General features: G+C 70.8%; 13 protein-coding genes and 1 pseudogene. 9 read left to right on the top strand and 5 right to left on the bottom strand.

Annotation, left to right across the window (positions count from 1 at the left end; genetic code table 11):
- Window positions 1-11: 11 nt before the first annotated feature.
- From E1286_RS02810 to E1286_RS02795, 4 genes are read left to right on the top strand one after another with little or no spacing between them, the layout of a single operon-like run.
- Entirely contained in the window at window positions 12-1,601 is a 1,590-nt protein-coding gene (locus E1286_RS02810) for an FAD-dependent oxidoreductase (RefSeq protein ID WP_223189492.1), read from the top strand.
- Window positions 1,601-2,497: a dihydrodipicolinate synthase family protein gene (locus E1286_RS02805; protein WP_132608684.1), complete on the top strand. Its 897-nt coding sequence runs from the start codon at window positions 1,601-1,603 to the stop codon at window positions 2,495-2,497. The genes E1286_RS02810 and E1286_RS02805 overlap by 1 nt, the downstream gene beginning before the upstream one ends.
- The gene (locus tag E1286_RS02800; RefSeq protein ID WP_132608683.1) at window positions 2,490-4,106 is read left to right on the top strand and encodes an alpha-amylase family glycosyl hydrolase; all 1,617 of its coding nucleotides are present in this window, start codon (window positions 2,490-2,492) and stop codon (window positions 4,104-4,106) included. Before E1286_RS02805 ends, E1286_RS02800 begins: the two co-directional genes overlap by 8 nt.
- Entirely contained in the window at window positions 4,103-5,656 is a 1,554-nt protein-coding gene (locus E1286_RS02795) for an arylsulfatase (protein ID WP_246074359.1), read from the top strand. Before E1286_RS02800 ends, E1286_RS02795 begins: the two co-directional genes overlap by 4 nt.
- Here the strand turns inward: E1286_RS02795 and E1286_RS02790 are convergent.
- Both E1286_RS02790 and E1286_RS02785 read right to left on the bottom strand, forming a co-directional pair.
- Window positions 5,634-7,265: an alpha/beta fold hydrolase gene (locus E1286_RS02790; RefSeq protein ID WP_223189490.1), complete on the bottom strand. Its 1,632-nt coding sequence runs from the start codon at window positions 7,263-7,265 to the stop codon at window positions 5,634-5,636. The genes E1286_RS02795 and E1286_RS02790 overlap by 23 nt on opposite strands.
- A gap of 214 nt (window positions 7,266-7,479) precedes the next feature.
- Window positions 7,480-8,127 carry an HNH endonuclease family protein gene (locus E1286_RS02785; protein WP_132608681.1) on the bottom strand — a complete coding sequence of 216 codons (648 nt, stop codon included), beginning with the start codon at window positions 8,125-8,127 and terminating at the stop codon, window positions 7,480-7,482.
- A 103-nt stretch (window positions 8,128-8,230) separates the two neighbouring features.
- Between E1286_RS02785 and E1286_RS02780 the strand changes: the two genes are divergently transcribed.
- Together E1286_RS02780 and E1286_RS02775 are read left to right on the top strand one after the other, a co-directional pair.
- Window positions 8,231-8,692 (top strand): MarR family winged helix-turn-helix transcriptional regulator, encoded by a 462-nt coding sequence (locus E1286_RS02780; protein ID WP_132608680.1) that lies wholly within the window; start codon window positions 8,231-8,233, stop codon window positions 8,690-8,692.
- 35 nt (window positions 8,693-8,727) lie between these two features.
- Entirely contained in the window at window positions 8,728-10,449 is a 1,722-nt protein-coding gene (locus E1286_RS02775) for an MFS transporter (protein WP_132608679.1), read from the top strand.
- Window positions 10,450-10,462: 13 nt separating this feature from the next.
- Here E1286_RS02775 and E1286_RS02770 read toward each other — a convergent pair.
- Window positions 10,463-10,767: pseudogene (locus E1286_RS02770) on the bottom strand (polysaccharide lyase).
- Between the two features lie 100 nt (window positions 10,768-10,867).
- The gene (locus tag E1286_RS02765; RefSeq protein WP_165969536.1) at window positions 10,868-11,749 is read right to left on the bottom strand and encodes a GNAT family N-acetyltransferase; all 882 of its coding nucleotides are present in this window, start codon (window positions 11,747-11,749) and stop codon (window positions 10,868-10,870) included.
- Between the two features lie 151 nt (window positions 11,750-11,900).
- On the opposite strand from E1286_RS02765, the gene E1286_RS02760 reads away from it, so the two are divergent.
- The 3 genes from E1286_RS02760 (at window position 11,901) to E1286_RS02750 (ending at window position 14,463) form a co-directional block, all read left to right on the top strand.
- A complete protein-coding gene (locus E1286_RS02760; RefSeq protein WP_132608676.1) occupies window positions 11,901-12,407 on the top strand; it encodes a VOC family protein in 507 nt (168 codons plus the stop codon).
- Window positions 12,408-12,460: 53 nt separating this feature from the next.
- A complete protein-coding gene (locus tag E1286_RS02755; RefSeq protein ID WP_132608675.1) occupies window positions 12,461-13,279 on the top strand; it encodes a MerR family transcriptional regulator in 819 nt (272 codons plus the stop codon).
- 344 nt (window positions 13,280-13,623) lie between these two features.
- On the top strand, window positions 13,624-14,463 hold the full coding sequence (locus E1286_RS02750; protein ID WP_132608674.1) for an SAM-dependent methyltransferase: 840 nt from the start codon (window positions 13,624-13,626) through the stop codon (window positions 14,461-14,463).
- Window positions 14,464-14,665: 202 nt separating this feature from the next.
- Here the strand turns inward: E1286_RS02750 and E1286_RS02745 are convergent, their stop codons facing one another.
- Window positions 14,666-15,124 (bottom strand): hypothetical protein, encoded by a 459-nt coding sequence (locus tag E1286_RS02745; RefSeq protein WP_132608673.1) that lies wholly within the window; start codon window positions 15,122-15,124, stop codon window positions 14,666-14,668.
- Window positions 15,125-15,424: the final 300 nt, after the last annotated feature.

Below are 15,424 nucleotides of genomic sequence, written 5' to 3'. Positions count from 1 at the left end.
AGACAGCTGATGTGGATCTGGCCGTCATCGGCGGCGGCGTCGGCGGTGTCGCCGCCGCGCTCGCAGCACTCCGGCACGGGCTGCGGGTGGTGCTCACCGAGGAGGGCGACCGCATCGGTGGCCAGTTCACCAGCCAGGGCGTGCCACCGGACGAGCACAGGTGGATCGAGCAGTTCGGGTGCACCGCCTCCTACCGGCGCTACCGGAACGCGGTCCGCGACCACTACCGCACGTGGTACCCGCTCACGCCGGCCGCCAGGAGCGAGCCGTACCTCAACCCCGGGCTGGGCCGGGTCGGCGCGCTCTGCCACGAGCCGCGGATCAGCGGCGCGGTGCTGCGCGCGCTGGTCGACCCGTACCTGAGCAGCGGCCGCCTGCGCATCCTGCTCGGCGCCCGGCCGGTGGCGGCCGAGACCAGCGGCGACCTCGTGCGCGCCGTGAGCGTGGAACGCGCCGACGGCAGCCGGGTGCACATCACGAGCCCGTACTTCCTGGACGCCACGGAGCTCGGCGACCTGCTGCCCCTCGCCGGGGTGGAGCACGTCACCGGGTTCGAGTCCCGGCACGAGACCGGCGAGCCGAACGCGCCCGAGGTGGCGCAGCCCGGCAACATGCAGGCGTTCTCCTGGGTGTTCGCCGTCGATCACCGGGAGGGGGAGAACCACGTGATCGAGCGGCCGGTGAGGTACGACCACTGGCGGGCGTACCGTCCCGACTACTGGCCGGGGCCGCAGATCGGGCTGACCGCGCCTGACCCGCGCACGCGGGAGCCGCTGACGCGGACGTTCACGCCGAACATCCGGTCCGGTCCGGTGGTCGCCGACCAGAGCCAGGACCCCGGCGACCGTGAGCTGTGGGAGTTCCGCCGCGCCGTCGCCCAGGAGTTGTACGAGCCCGGCTTCATCACCAGCGACGTCACCCTGGTCAACTGGCCGATGATCGACTACGTGGAGGGGCCGATCATCGGGGTGAGCGAGGAGGAGAAGGCCCGCCACCTCGCCGGGGCCCGCGAGCTGTCCGAGAGCATGCTCTACTGGCTGCAGACCGAGGCGCCGCGGCCCGACGGCGGGCACGGCTGGCCGGGGCTGCGGCTGCGGCCGGACGTCATGGACACTCCCGACGGTTTCGCCGCCGCGCCGTACATCCGCGAGTCCCGCCGCATCAGGGCCGAGTACACCGTCGTCGAGCAGGACGTCTCGCTCGCCGTCCGCGGCGAGGCGGGCGCGGCGCCGTACGACGACACGGTCGGGATCGGCATGTACCGCATCGACCTGCACCCGTCGACCGGCGGCGACAACTACATCGACGTCGCCAGCTGCCCGTTCCAGATCCCGCTCGGCGCCCTGCTGCCCGTACGGATGCGGAACCTGCTGCCGGCCGGCAAGAACATCGGCACCACGCACATCACCAACGGCTGCTACCGGCTCCACCCGGTGGAGTGGAACATCGGCGAGGCCGCCGCCTCCCTGGCTGTCTACAGCCTGGCGGAGAAGGTGGAACCGCACGACGTCCGGCGCAAGGAGGCGCACCTGCGGGCGTTCCAGAACGCGCTGCGGGCCGACGGCGTGGAGCTGGCCTGGCCGCAGATCAGGGGGTACTGATGGCCGGCCTGCTGACGGGCGTGGTCGTGCCCGCCGTCACGCCGATCGATGAGGAGGGCCGGCCGGACTACGCGGCCGGGCGGCGCTACTTCGGCGCGCTCGCCGCCGCGGGCGTCACGAAGATCATGCTGCTGGGCACGAATGGTGAAGGGCCGCTGCACCAGACGGCCGAGATCGGCGGATTCCTCCGCGACGCCGTCGCCGGGTGGCGGCGGCTGGCGCCGGACGGCGTCGTCATCGTGAACGCCTCAAGCGCCGGCACCCGCGAATCGCTGACGCGGGCCGAGCTCGCCGCAGAGGCCGGCTGCGACGCGGTCGCCGTCAGCCCGCCGTGCTACTTTCACCACGATGAACGCGACGTCATCGAGCACTACCGGGCGATGCGGGCGGTGTCCTTGCCGGTGATCGCGTACCACATCCCGCGCTACGCCGCGCCGTTCTCGGCGGGCTCGATCGCGGCGGTCGCCGGCATGGAACACGTCGCGGGCGTCAAGGACAGCTCCGGCGACTCCGGCGTCCTGCGCCAGTGGCTCGACGTCAAGCGCCGCCGGCCCGGCTTCGGGGTCAGCCAGGGCGCCGAACGCGCCATGCGCGACGCGCTCGCCGCCGGCGCCGACGGCATCACCCCGGGCATCGCCAACCTCGCGCCCCGGCTCACGCTCGACCTGTTCGACGGTGACCGGGCCGCGCGGGCTCAGCGACGCGTCATCGAGCTGCTCGCGGTGCACGGGATCAGGCCAGGAGTCCCGGTCGTCAAGGCGGCGCTGGCGCTGCGGGGTCTCTGCCCCGCGGCGGTCGCCCCGCCGCTGCGCACGCTCGACGACGACGAGACGGCCGCCCTGCGCGCGTTCCTGGACGCGTACGAACCTGACCTGATCGGAGCCGCCGATGAGTGACGCCGAGTGGTGGCGCACCGCCGTCATCTACGAGCTGTACATCCGGTCGTTCGCGGACGGCGACGGCGACGGCATCGGCGACATCGCGGGCATCCGCAGCAGCCTGGCCTACCTGGCCGATCTCGGCGTGGACGCCGTCTGGATCACGCCGTGGTACGCGTCGCCGAACAACGACGGCGGCTACGACGTCTCCGACTACCGCGCCATCGCCCCCGAGTACGGCGACGTACGCCAGGCCGAGCTCCTCATCGAGGAGGCGCACCGGCACGGCCTGCGGGTCGTGCTGGACGTCGTGCCGAACCACACCTCCACCGACCACCCGTGGTTCCAGGCCGCGCTCGCCGCTCCGCCCGGCTCCCCGGAACGCGCCAGGTACCACTTCCTGGACGGCCCCGGCGGGGACGTCCCGCCGAACGACTGGCGCAGCACGTTCGGTGGCAGCGCCTGGCAGCGGGTGCCCGACGGGCAGTGGTACCTGCACCTGTTCGACCCCAGCCAGGCCGATCTCAACTGGTCGAACCCCGAGGTCCGCGCGGAGTTCCTGGACATCCTGCGGTTCTGGTTCGACCGCGGGGTGGACGGGTTCAGGATCGACGTCGCCACCGGGCTGACCAAACACCCGGAATATCCCGATCTCGGTTACGGGGAGGAGGACCTGCTCGTCCTGACCGACGTGCCGGACCACCCGCACCGCGACCGCGACGAGGTGCACGAGATCTACCGTGACTGGCGCAGGGTGGCCGACGAGTACGACCCGCCCCGCGTGTTCGTGGCCGAGGCGTGGGTGGCCGACCCCGAACGACTGGCCAGGTACGTGGCGCCGGCCCAGTTGCACACCGCGTTCAACTTCCCGTTCCTGCAGTCCGCGTGGGACGCGGGCGACCTGTTCACGGTGATCGACTCTACGGTCCGCACGATGTCCCTCGTCGGCGCGCCGCCGACCTGGGTGCTGTCCAACCACGACGTCGAACGCACGGTCACCCGCTACGGCCGTGCCGACACCCGCAAGCACCAGGGCAGGTCCGGTCACGAGCTCGGCCCGGTGGACGAGGACCTCGGCCGGCGCCGCGCCAGGGCCGCGCTGCTGCTGATGCTCGCGCTGCCCGGCGTCGCCTACCTCTACCAGGGCGAGGAGCTCGGGCTGCCCGACCACATGGACATCCCCGACGACCGCATCCAGGACCCGATCTGGACCCGTTCCGGCGGGCGGCGCCGGGGACGCGACGGCTGCCGCGTGCCGCTGCCCTGGACGGCGGAGCCGGACGGCGCCGGGTTCGGGTCCGCGGACCCGTGGCTGCCGCAGCCGCCCGGCTGGGAGCGGTTCTCGGTCGAGAACCAGCTGGCCGACCCGTCGTCCACCTACCACCTCGTGGCGCGGGCGCTGCGGATCCGCCGCGAGCTGGACGTGCCGCAGGAGCTGGAGTGGACGGGCCGATCCGGCTCGGTCCTGTGCTTCCGCCGCGGACCGGGCTTCGCGTGCGTCGTCAACCTCGGCCCCGGGGAGGAGCCGCTGCCCCCGGACGCGGTCGTCCTGCTGCGCAGCGACACCCTCGACGCGAGCGGCGATCCGCTCCCGCCGGACACGACCGTGTGGCTGCGTACGACGTGAGACCGCCCAACATCGTGCTGATCCTCGCCGACGACCTGGGCTATTCGGACATCGGGTGCTACGGCGGTGAGATCCGTACGCCGAACCTCGACCGGCTCGGCCGGTCCGGGGTGCGGCTGACGCAGTTCTCCAACACGGCCCGGTGCAGCCCGTCACGCGCGTCCCTGCTGACCGGGCTGCACCCGCACCAGACCGGCATCGGCGTCCTGGCCGGGAGCAACATGCCCGGCGGCTATCCGGGCAGCCTCACCGACCGCTGCGTGACCGTCGCCGAGGTGCTCGGCGACGCCGGGTACGCCACCGGCATGTCCGGCAAGTGGCACCTGAGCGGGCCGCTGTGGGAGCCGGCCGGCTCGTGGCCCACCCGGCGGGGCTTCGCCGACTTCTTCGGCACGCTCAGCGGATGCGGCAGCTACTACGACCCGGCGACCCTGCGCCGCGGCGAGGCGGACGCCAGCGCCGAGACCCGCGACCCGCGGTTCTTCTACACCGACGCGATCACCGATCACGCGGTGGAGTTCATCGGGCGGGAGGCTGCCGCAGGCCGCGCGTTCTTCGCCTACGTCGCCTACACCGCGCCGCACTGGCCGCTGCACGCGCCGCCGGAGGACGTCGCCGCGTACGACGGCGTCTACACCGCGGGCTGGGACGAGCTGCGCCGTCGCCGGCTCGACCGGCTGCGCGCCGAAGGACTGCTGGGCGCGGAGTCCGCGTTGTCCGCGCGCGACCCGGCGCAACCCCCGTGGGCGGCGGCGCCGCACCAGGAGTGGGAGGCGCGCCGCATGCAGGTGTACGCGGCTCAGGTCGAGCGCATGGACCGGGGGATCGGCCGCATCCTCGACCGGCTGACGGCCTGCGGGGTCGTGGACGACACCCTGGTGGTGTTCCTGTCGGACAACGGCGGCTGCGCCGAGGTGCTCCCGCTCGGCGACCCCGAGGAGTTCCGGTCCAGGCGGCACATCGTCCCGCCGCGCACCCGCGACGGCGCGGAGCTGCGGGTGGGCAACGACCCGGGCATCGACCCCGGGCCCGAGGACACCTACGCCAGCTACGGTCCCGCGTGGGCCAACCTGTCCAACACCCCCTTCCGCCACTACAAACGGTGGGTGCACGAAGGAGGCATCGCGACCCCGTTCATCGTGCACTGGCCGGCGGGCGGCCTGGCCGGCGGGCGGATCGTGCGGACGCCCTTCCAGCTCACCGACGTTCTGCCCACCCTGCTCGGCGTGGCCGGCGTCGAGCCTCCGCGCCGGTACCGGGGCAGGGAGGTCCCGCCGCCCGAGGGCCGCACCATGCTGCCCGCGCTGCGCGGCGAGCCGGTCGCGGACGTGCCGCTGTTCTGGGAGCACCTCGGCAACGCCGCCGTACGCCGCGGCCGGTGGAAGCTGGTCCGCGAGAACGGCGGGCCGTGGGAGCTGTACGACATGGACGCGGACCGCTCCGAGACGACCGACCTGGCCCGCCGCCACCCTGCCCTCGTCGCCGACCTGGCGGCCGAGTACGAGGGCTGGGCGCGACGGGTCGGTGTCATCCCGCGCGGCCGGCGATGAGCGGCGTCGGGAACGGGGCGCTCCAGGGCAGCCCGTCCGTCGGCCACAGCTCGCGCTGCCGCTTCTTGAACGTGGTCTCGACCCTGCCGCCCACGGGGCAGCGGAAGCCGGGCGGCGGCACGGTGAGCGAGATCAGGTAGTCGTCGATCGGCACCGTGCTGCACTCGTCCTTGCCGTAGATGCGGTGACCCCAGCCCTCGTACGTCAGCAGGCGCGCCTTGGGGCCGAGCTGCCGGGCCACGTTGGCGGACCACGAGTACGGCGTGGAGGGGTCGTGCAGCGAGTTCCCCAGCAGGATCGGGGCGTCGCCCGTGTAGCGCAGCCGGTGCTGCGGGTTGGTGGTGGGGTGCTTCAGGCAGACGGGCAGGTCCTCGATCGGCATCGGGTTGAGCCGCATGTCGGGGGCCAGCCGGTTGGAGCTGCGCAGCAGGGCGGCGTACTCCTTGTAGTTGCGCACCGGCAGGTGGTAGTCCTGGCAGAGGATCGCGGTCGGCAGGTGCGCGACCTCACCCGACACCGGCTGCCGGCCGGGCAGCGGCGGCATCCACGAGGGCGGCTCCCCGCCGTCCAGGGCGCGCAGCATCTCGCTGAGCAGCTGCCAGGCGGGACCCTCGGTGCCGAGCACGCCCTGCCACAGGACCTGGATCTCGGTCATCGGCCGGTCCTCGACACCCGGGTAGTAGAGCTTGCCGCTGCGGGCCTTGGCGAGGACCCGCTCCCACACGGCGCGGACGTCCTGCCCGTGCAGCGCGCAGGCCGGCTCCTGGTCGCACCACCCGACGAACTGGTCGAAGGCGTCCTCGACGGCGGCGGCCTCACTGTCGAGGAACGCCTTGACGCCGAGGCTGTGGTCCATGTTGCTGTCGAGGGCCATGGCCCGGATCCGGTGCGGGAACAGCTCGGCGTACATCTGGCCGATCAGCGTGCCGTACGAGATCCCGTAGAAGGTGAGCTTCTCCTCGCCGAGCGCGGCGCGCAGGGCGTCGAGGTCGCGCGCGACGTTGACCGAGTCGACGTGGTCGTAGAGCGGGCCGGTGCGGGCCCGGCAGTCGGCGCGCAGCTTCTTGGCGTAGCCGCTCCACTTGACGAAGTCGGCCTGGCTCTTCATGACGGCGTACGGCATCTGGTTGTACACCGACGCCGAGCAGATCACCGGGTGACTGCGGCCGACGCCCCGGGGGTCGAAGCCGACGATGTCGAAGTGCTTCTGCAGCTCCTCGGTGAAGAAACCGGGAGCGCCGTACGCGGCCTCCACCCCCGATCCGCCGGGACCGCCGGGGTTGATCACCAGGGATCCGACGCGGGAGGCGGGGTCGGTGGCCTTGCGGCGGGCGACGGCCAGATCGATGGTGGGCCCGCTCGGACGCGACCAGTCGATGGGGACGGCCAGTGTGCCGCACTCGGCGCTGGGCTCCTCCTCGCAGGGAGCCCAGGCGATGCGGCCCTTCGCGGGAGCCGCCGAAGGCTCTGCGGTCGCCGTGGGCTTCGGGGTCGCCGATGGGTCTGGGGTCGCCGATGGGTCTGGGGTCGCCGCGACAGCCGGCAGTGCGGGTAACAGCGCCGCCATCGCCACGACGACGGCACCCAGCAGAGAGGATCTTCCTCGCACATTGCTCCAATCGTGGATCGGCCGACCGGCCCGCTCATACCGTGATGGCCCCGAAGCAGGGCGGCGGCGAGACGCGGCCCCCGTGTCGACCGCGACGAATCGAACAGCGGGATGACGATACAACAGCAACAATCGGAAGATCCTGACAATGAACGTGAAAACCGGGCGGACGCGGCCGTTCCTCCGCACCGCGCACGTCCGCCCGGCGCGTTCCTCAGCAGGTGCGCAGCATGTTGAGCAGAGCCACCCGCTCCCTGCTCGTCACGAAGAGCCCGTAGTGGTGTTTGACGGTGATCCATGAGGTCGCGTACCGGCACCAGTAGGCCCGGCGTTGCGGACGCCAGCTCTGCGGCCCCTTGCCGCCCTTGGCGATGTTGGCGGAGTGGCTGACGGTGATGAGCTCGGGGCGGGTGAGGTCGTTGGCGAAGGCGCGTCGTTTGGCCGGGCTCCACCGCTTGGCGCCCGAGCGCCAGGCGTAGGAGAGCGGCACCAGGTGGTCGACGTCCACGTTCTTCTCGCTCTTCAGCCGCTTGCCGTCGTAGGGGCTGAACCAGGTGCCCCGGACGGGATGGCAGCGGGAGTCACGGCGGATGCTCCGTGCGTCGCGGGCCAGCACGATCTCCCGCGTGCTGCATTTCCCCCTGCGGTTCGGCCAGCTGGGCTGGAACTTCGCGCGGCTGTAGCCGCTGATGGACAACGGCCTGGCGATCTTGAGCTGAGTCAGCATGCTGCGGGCGAGGGCGGCGGCCTGCGACCGCTTGCGTTGTTCGGCCGCCGCCGGCTTGGCGGCGAGGACGGCGGCGATCGGGATGACCATCAGGGCGAGGACGGCGACATGTGCTGCCCGTCTCAAGAAGATCATGGTTCGATCCATACCCGCACTTTCTCCGGCCATGGCGGTGATATTCGCCGTCTTCGCCGGGGGTGGGTCGTTTGCCGGAAAAGCGGAAGTCCATAATGCACCTATGCATAAGCCCCTTATGGACGTGGCGATCCCGCAGGGTTCGGCCGACGCTTTGACGATCGCCGTGGAACAGCTGGTGCGGCACGTCCGGCTGAGCGCGACCACGGGCGGGCTCAGCAGCGCCGCCTCCTTCGTGCTGAGCCGCCTGGCGCGCGAAGGTCCGCAGCGGCTGACCGAACTCGCCCGCGCGGAAGGCGTCTCCCAGCCGAACATGTCGCAGCTCGTCAACCGCCTGGAACGCGGGGACCTCGTACGGCGCACCGCCGATCACAGCGACGGACGCGGCGTCCTGGTCGAGGTCACCGACACCGGAGTGGAGGTGTTCCTGCGACGGCGCGCCGAACGCGCCCTGGCGCTCCAGCAACTGATCGACGAGCTGACCGAGCAGGAGCAGCACGCCGTCGCGGTCGCCCTGCCCGCACTGGCCCGGGTGATCGAGGACCGCCGGCCGCCGCGTTCCTGACCCCGCCCCTCACGACATCCCAAGAGAAACGGAACATGAGCACATCCCGCGGAAAGACCGCCAGCCCTTTCAAGCAGCCCAGGGCCGTCTGGGCCGTCGCGTTCGCCTGCGTCATCTCGTTCATGGGCATCGGCCTGGTCGATCCGATCCTGCCCGCCCTGGCCGAGAGCCTGAACGCCACCCCGAGCCAGGTCTCCCTGCTCTTCAGCAGCTACCTCATCGTCACCGCCGTCGCGATGCTCATCGTCGGCTGGATCTCCAGCCGGATCGGCGCCAAGCGGACCCTGGTCATCGGCCTGGCCGTCATCGCCGTCTTCGCCGCCCTCGCGGGCGCCACCGGCTCCATCAACGGCATCGTCGGCTTCCGCGCCGGCTGGGGCCTCGGCAACGCGATGTTCATCGCGACCTCGCTGGCCGTCATCGTCGCCTCCGCCAGCGGCGGCTTCGCCGGCGCCATCATCCTGTACGAGACCGCCCTCGGCCTCGGCATCGCCGTCGGCCCCCTGCTCGGCGGCGTGCTCGGCGGGATCAGCTGGCGCGGCCCCTTCTTCGGCGTGGCCGTCCTCATGGCCGTCGCCCTGATCGCGACCCTCGTCTTCGTCCCCGCCACGCCCAAGCCCGACCGGCCCACCTCGGTGACGGCCCCGCTCAAGGCGCTGCGTCACCGCGGTCTGCTGACCATGGGCATCATGGCCCTGCTGTACAACTGGGGCTTCTTCACCATGCTGGGCTACGCCCCGTACCCGATGGAGCTCGACGCCCATCACCTCGGGCTGGTCTTCACCGGCTGGGGCCTGCTCGTGGCCGCCTTCAGCGTGTTCTTCGCGCCGCGCCTGCAGTCCCGCTTCGGCACCGCGCCCGTGCTGTACGCCAACCTGCTCGGCCTCGCGATCGTGATGGCCGTCATCGCGGCCGGCGTGCGGACGCCCGCCGTGGTGATCGTCGCCGTCATCGTCAGCGGCGCCTTCATCGGCATCAACAACACCCTCACCACCCAGGCGGTCATGCTCGTCTCGCCGGTCGAGCGCCCGGTGGCCTCCTCCGCCTACGGCTTCCTGCGCTTCATCGGCGGCGGGCTGGCCCCGTTCGTCGCCGGCAAGCTCGCCGACGCCTCCGACCTCAGCGTGCCCTTCTACCTCGGCGCCGCCACGTTCCTGCTGGCCGTCCCGATCCTCGCCAGCGGGCACCGGCTGCTCCGCCAGGCCGAGCGGCAGCTCGGCGAAGGCGAGCCCGTCGAACCGGCGCTCACCCCGGTCGGCCGCGCGGTGCCCGCCGACCGGCCGCTGCTCGTCGTGGCCGTCGGCGCGTACGACAACGCCGCCTCGATCGTCGACACGGCCGCGCGGTACGCCCGGGAGAGCGGCAGCGTGCTGGACGTCGTCCACGTCTCCGAGACCGCCGTCGTCGAGGAACAGGCCATCGAGACCGAGACCCACGACCAGGCCCGCGCCGCCGTCACCGCCCACCTGGACCGGCTCGCCGCGCACGGTGTCGCCGCGACCGGCCACGTCCTCACCAGCGTCGGCGACCACGCCGCCGCCGGCCGCGCCCTGGCCCGCCACGCCGCCGAAACGGGCGCCCGCACGGTCGCCGTCGGCCGCTCCCCGCGCGGGCCGCTGCTCCAGTTCGCCGACGGCAGCTTCACCACCGCCCTCACCCATACGGCGACCTGCACGGTCATCCTCATCGAACCCGACGACGCCCCCCGCCCCCTGACGGCGGCCACCCTGACGGAGCTACGCGACAGCAGGGCCTGAGGCGATCACCTGGTCAGCTCGAACCGGCGAAGTCGACGTGCTGGCCGGCCTGGCTCGACCAGCTCGCGTCGTCCCCGCCGAAGAAGGTCGAGAAGAACACTCCGTCGATCTTCAGCTCGGCCGTGCTCCGGAAGACCGGATCCGCCTGGCTCAGCACCTTCCGGCCGTCGAGCCACACGGTGATCGACCCGTCGCGCGGCCCGGGGTGTTCAGCCGGATCTCCTGCTCCAGCCGCACCCACCGGCCGACGGGGAACGTCCAGGAGCCTCGGCCCAGCGAGGTCCCGTGCTCCTGCGACGCCGGCAGGTACGCGGTCATCGTCGCCCGCGTCCGCGGACACGCCGAGCCCTGGCCCGTGCTGGCCTGTCACGTCGTGACCGTCGTCGCGCTGCTCCTCGCGCGAACGAGCACCCCTGCGTCACGGCTGCTGGGACCACCGTCCCCACGTCGTGACGAGCGGCCGGTAGCCCTGGCGGGACCAGAAGGGGACGGACAACGGGTTCGGAGCCGCGTAGTGCACCAGCACGGTGTCGACGCCTGCCGACGCCACCTCGGCATGGGCGTGGCCGGCCAGTGCGGCGCCGATGCCGCGGCCCCTGCCGCCCGGCCGCGCGTACAGGGAACCCACGTACGCCACGGGCGACGAAGCCGCCACGGCAGGCGCGATCCACCCCGCGTGATCGGGGTGGTGGACCGACAGCATGCCGACGACTTCACCGTCCTGCTCGGCCAGCCAGCACCAGCCGTCGTCACGCGTGAGCTTCTCCTCGAGCTCGGCCCGGGCGGCGGCGGGTGTCCAGGGCAACACCGGAACCCAGCCGAACTGCGCCTCGTAGGCGATCAGCTCCAGGTACAGCCGGCACATGGCATCCAGATCATCCGCCACGGCGCGCCGTACACCAGCGGATGGCCGCCCACCGGCCGACGGGGGACAGACGCGGACGGCGAGCACGGACCGCGGCGCGAACCCCCGCCTGACCAGTGCTGCGACAGGAGCGGTGTCCCGGCTCGGCCAGCTCACCACGAGCCCGGAATCGGGCTCGGCGTCGAGAGCCGAGATCCAGCGGTCGAGGAGACGCCCGAGGGAGTCCGCGGGGTCGTCACCTGCGACCCTGGCGTGGAGCGTGCAGGTGGTCAGGGGGCCCCAGGGCACTGACCGGGCGTCGGGGCCGGCCGTGGCCATCGACGGCACGCCGACGGCGTTGGCGGTCTCGATCAGGTCTTCGCCGAGATCCGTGACGGCGACCAGCGGGTCGGCGGCCCGCACCCGCTCGCGGTGGCCATCGATCACATCACTCACGGTTCGCACAATAGTGCGCCGCCCGGGTGCGGGAAATGGATGGTTGGTCAGAGGCATGAAGCAGGGCCGACGCGCGGATGCCGCGACCGTCCGCGGGGTGCGGGAGTATCGAGCTTGACCCTGACGTTACGTAAGGCTCCAGAGTGGGTGCATGGCCGACCACTATCCCGCATTCGACATCAGCCCTGTTCCCACTCCCGCGCTCGACGCGAAACCGCCCGAGGTCTACCGGGGCATCTACGGCATGCCGATGTTCGTCACAGTGCCGACGTCCGACCTGGCCGCGTCCGCCGACTTCTGGATTCGCGGGCTCGGCTTCATCGATCTGTTCACGATCCCCGGCGCGATCACACACCTTCGACGGTGGGCGTTCCAGGACGTGCTCCTTGTGCCGACGGGCCGATCCTCCGAGGTTCCCGCGGTAAGTGTCAGCTTCTCGTGCGTGCTGAGCCAGATCGACGAAGTCGCGGCGGCCTGTGAGGAGTTGCTGCCCGGCTGCACCACGGGACCGCGGCAGACCCCGTGGAACACGGTGGACCTGGAAGTCATCACGCCCGAGAACGTCCGGGTCATCCTGACGGCCGCTCGCCCTCTCGACCCTCACAGCGCCGAAGCGCGGAATCTCGAAGCCATGGGCTTCGAGATCCCGGGGGCGTGAGAACGCCGGCTCCGGCTCCGTCACCTCTCGTCGCGGCTGTCAGACTGGACGGCATGACGAACGGTGCCGCCGACGACGCAGTGGCACCCGATGGTCTTACCGTCGGGGCCACGGCATCCCTTGTCGGCGTGACCGTCCGAACTCTCCACCATTGGGATGCGATCGGACTGGTCCGTCCGTCCGGGCGCACCATCGGTGGCTACCGGCTCTACTCGGCAGGCGACGTCGCCCGCATCCACAGAGTGCTCATCTACCGAGAGCTCGGCCTGCCCCTCGACGACATCGGTGAGCTCCTCGACGCCCCGGCGATCGACGCCACCGTGTCGCTGCGGCGACAGCGCGCACAACTCGCCGAACGCATCTCCCGCTTGCAAGGGATGGTCAATGCGGTTGACCGCATGATCGAGGCCGCGAGCGCCGGTATCTTGCTCTCCGCCGAGGAACAAGTCGAGATCTTCGGCAAGCAGTGGCAACCGTCATGGGTCGCCGAAGCGCGCGACCGTTGGGGTGACACGGCTCAGTGGGCGCAGTACGCCGAACGTTCGGCGGGCAGGACGGCCGAGGATTGGCGGCAGCTCGCGGAAAGCACCTCCGCTCTGCACGATGACCTGGCCGCCGCGAAACGCGCGGGCGTCAGGCCCGGAAGTGCCGAGGGGAACACACTCGCCGAGCGGCACCGAGCATCGATCGACGCATATTTTCACTGCACCCACTCCATGCACGTGTGCCTGGGACGGATGTACGTCGCCGACCCCGGTTTCGCGGCCTACTACGACGCCATGGAGCCCGGCCTCACCTTGTGGCTACGCGACATCATCGACGCCAACGCCCGCGATCGGGGCATCGACCCCGAGGCCGCGACCTGGACCTGACGCGGTTCCACGGGCGCCGCCGGCTCCCGACCGCCGCTGATCCGTCCGGTCCCGATGACCGGGGCCGCGTTCAAGCCCCGAAGACAAGACAGCGAATCCCGCCTCCAGCACGGGCGAGGCGGGGTTTCCGCATGTCACAGGCCGCTTGGCCAGGCGACGGCTGATGATCGGGCGCTGGCTCCGGTTGGCGCCTTCGAAGACTTGCATGATCTTCGATGCCCGATCCGACTACCTGGCGGAGTTGCGCATGACGAGCCCTCATCCCGGCCGCTCTGCGGTGTCCGTACATCGGTTTTCGATCAAGCACCTCCCCGAGTCGCTGCGGTCGACGTACGCTCCGGGACATGACCACACAGGAGCGACCCCCCGGTGATGAGCACGGTCCCGAGAAACTGATCCGCACGGACGTGCCGCACTCCGCCCGCATCTACAACTACTGGCTCGGTGGCAAGGACCACTTCGACATCGACCGTGTGATCGGCGAGCAGGTCGTCCAGGCTGAACCCGAGATGGTCGCGATGATGCGGCACAACCGGGCCTTCCTACGCCGCGCCGTCGACCATCTGGTGCGCGAGCGCGGCATCCGTCAGTTCCTCGACATAGGCACCGGCCTGCCGGTGGCCGACAACACCCACGAGGTGGCGCAGCGCGCCGCGCCCGAGAGCCGCATCGTGTACGTCGACAACGACCCGGTCGTGCTCGCCCACGCGAAGGCCCTGCTGACCAGCAGCCTCGAGGGCGCGACCGACTACATCGACGCCGACCTGCGGGAACCCCACGAGATCCTGTCCGCCGCCGCGAAGACGCTCGAGCTCGGCGAACCTGTCGCGGTGATGCTGCTCGGCGTCCTCAATCACATCGCCGAGGACGCCGAAGCGCTGGCCATCGTCAGGACGCTCATGGACGCCCTCGTCCCGGGCAGCCATCTGGTGATCTCCGTCAACACGAACGTCCTCAAACCCGAGAACATGAACCGCGCAGCGGCCGCCTACAACGAGGCGTTCGGCAACCCGCCCATCTACCTGTCCACGCCCGAACGGCTTGCCGCGTTCTTCGAGGGGATGGAAATGGTCGACCCCGGCCTGGTGCCGGCGGCCAGATGGAACCCCGTCGCGGCCGATGCGCCGTTCGAAGACGAGACCTCGGACATGGACCTGTACGTCGGCGTCGGACGAAAGCCCTGACGAACGCCTGTGACACGAGCGAGGGAACCTGGACCAGCTCCATGGTCGCCCGCATCACCTCTTCGCCGCTTCCCGGGCTCCCGCGGAACCGTGCCGGGAGGCTGAACTGCTGTTCACAAGCCAGTTCGAGCCTGTCCACAGGCGTCCGCGACTCTCACGGGCGCCTGCTCAGCGCCCCTCCCTGACGGTTGACCGGCTACGTTCAACTCTGTCGTGCCAGAGATCCACTGAACGCTCCCGTGGCCGTCCCGAGGATTTCGTAATCTGCCTGAATGACCATTGTTGCCTTGTCGGTCAGCCGGACACTCATGGTCAGATCCGCCAGGCATGTCTTTCCCGAGGGCAAGTCATCCGGGGTGTCGGTGGTGCCAGCCTTCAATATGATGTGGTCGCTCTTGACCTCGGCGAGCTGCCAGCTACGTGAGCAGCCACTGTTCTGACCCCAGTCAACGGCACGTTGAGCTACGACGGTGTCGCCGATACTGCCCTGCTCTATCGTTATCTCGTCAATCCCCGTCCCTCTTCCCTCCCCTAAGGGGTCGGGGAAGGTCATCGTCACTTGACCTCTCCAAGTGCCGAGGTATCCCTCCGGCACATCGCTGCTCTTGCCATCACTCTGGGGGAGAAGCCATGCCAGCACGCCCACCACGAGTGCCAGCACGCCGGTGATTGCGGCGATGACCCCCGCACGTTCACCCGCGTTCCGGCCCAACAACAGGCGCCAGGAGGTGCGCCGCCGACTCCCGGCAGAGGCGCCACCGGGGCGAGGTGGCTCGGTAGCTTCTCCTGCGTCGGCGAGGACTTTCCCCTCCTTTTGGCGGTGAGGGGGTGGCCCGGTGGGATCGGGGCGCGTGGAATTCTGTGGCGCACCGTCGTCCCGGCCTGGTCGATCAGCGGACTCGCGTAGACCGTCCTTACGGGATGCACTGGACTCTTCCCTTCCGGATTCTGGCATGTCCGG

Source organism: Nonomuraea terrae, from assembly GCF_004348995.1.
GTDB classification, from domain to species: domain Bacteria; phylum Actinomycetota; class Actinomycetes; order Streptosporangiales; family Streptosporangiaceae; genus Nonomuraea; species Nonomuraea terrae.
The sequence above is the reverse complement of the archived record's forward strand: the minus strand, read 5'-3'. Positions and strand labels throughout refer to the sequence as shown.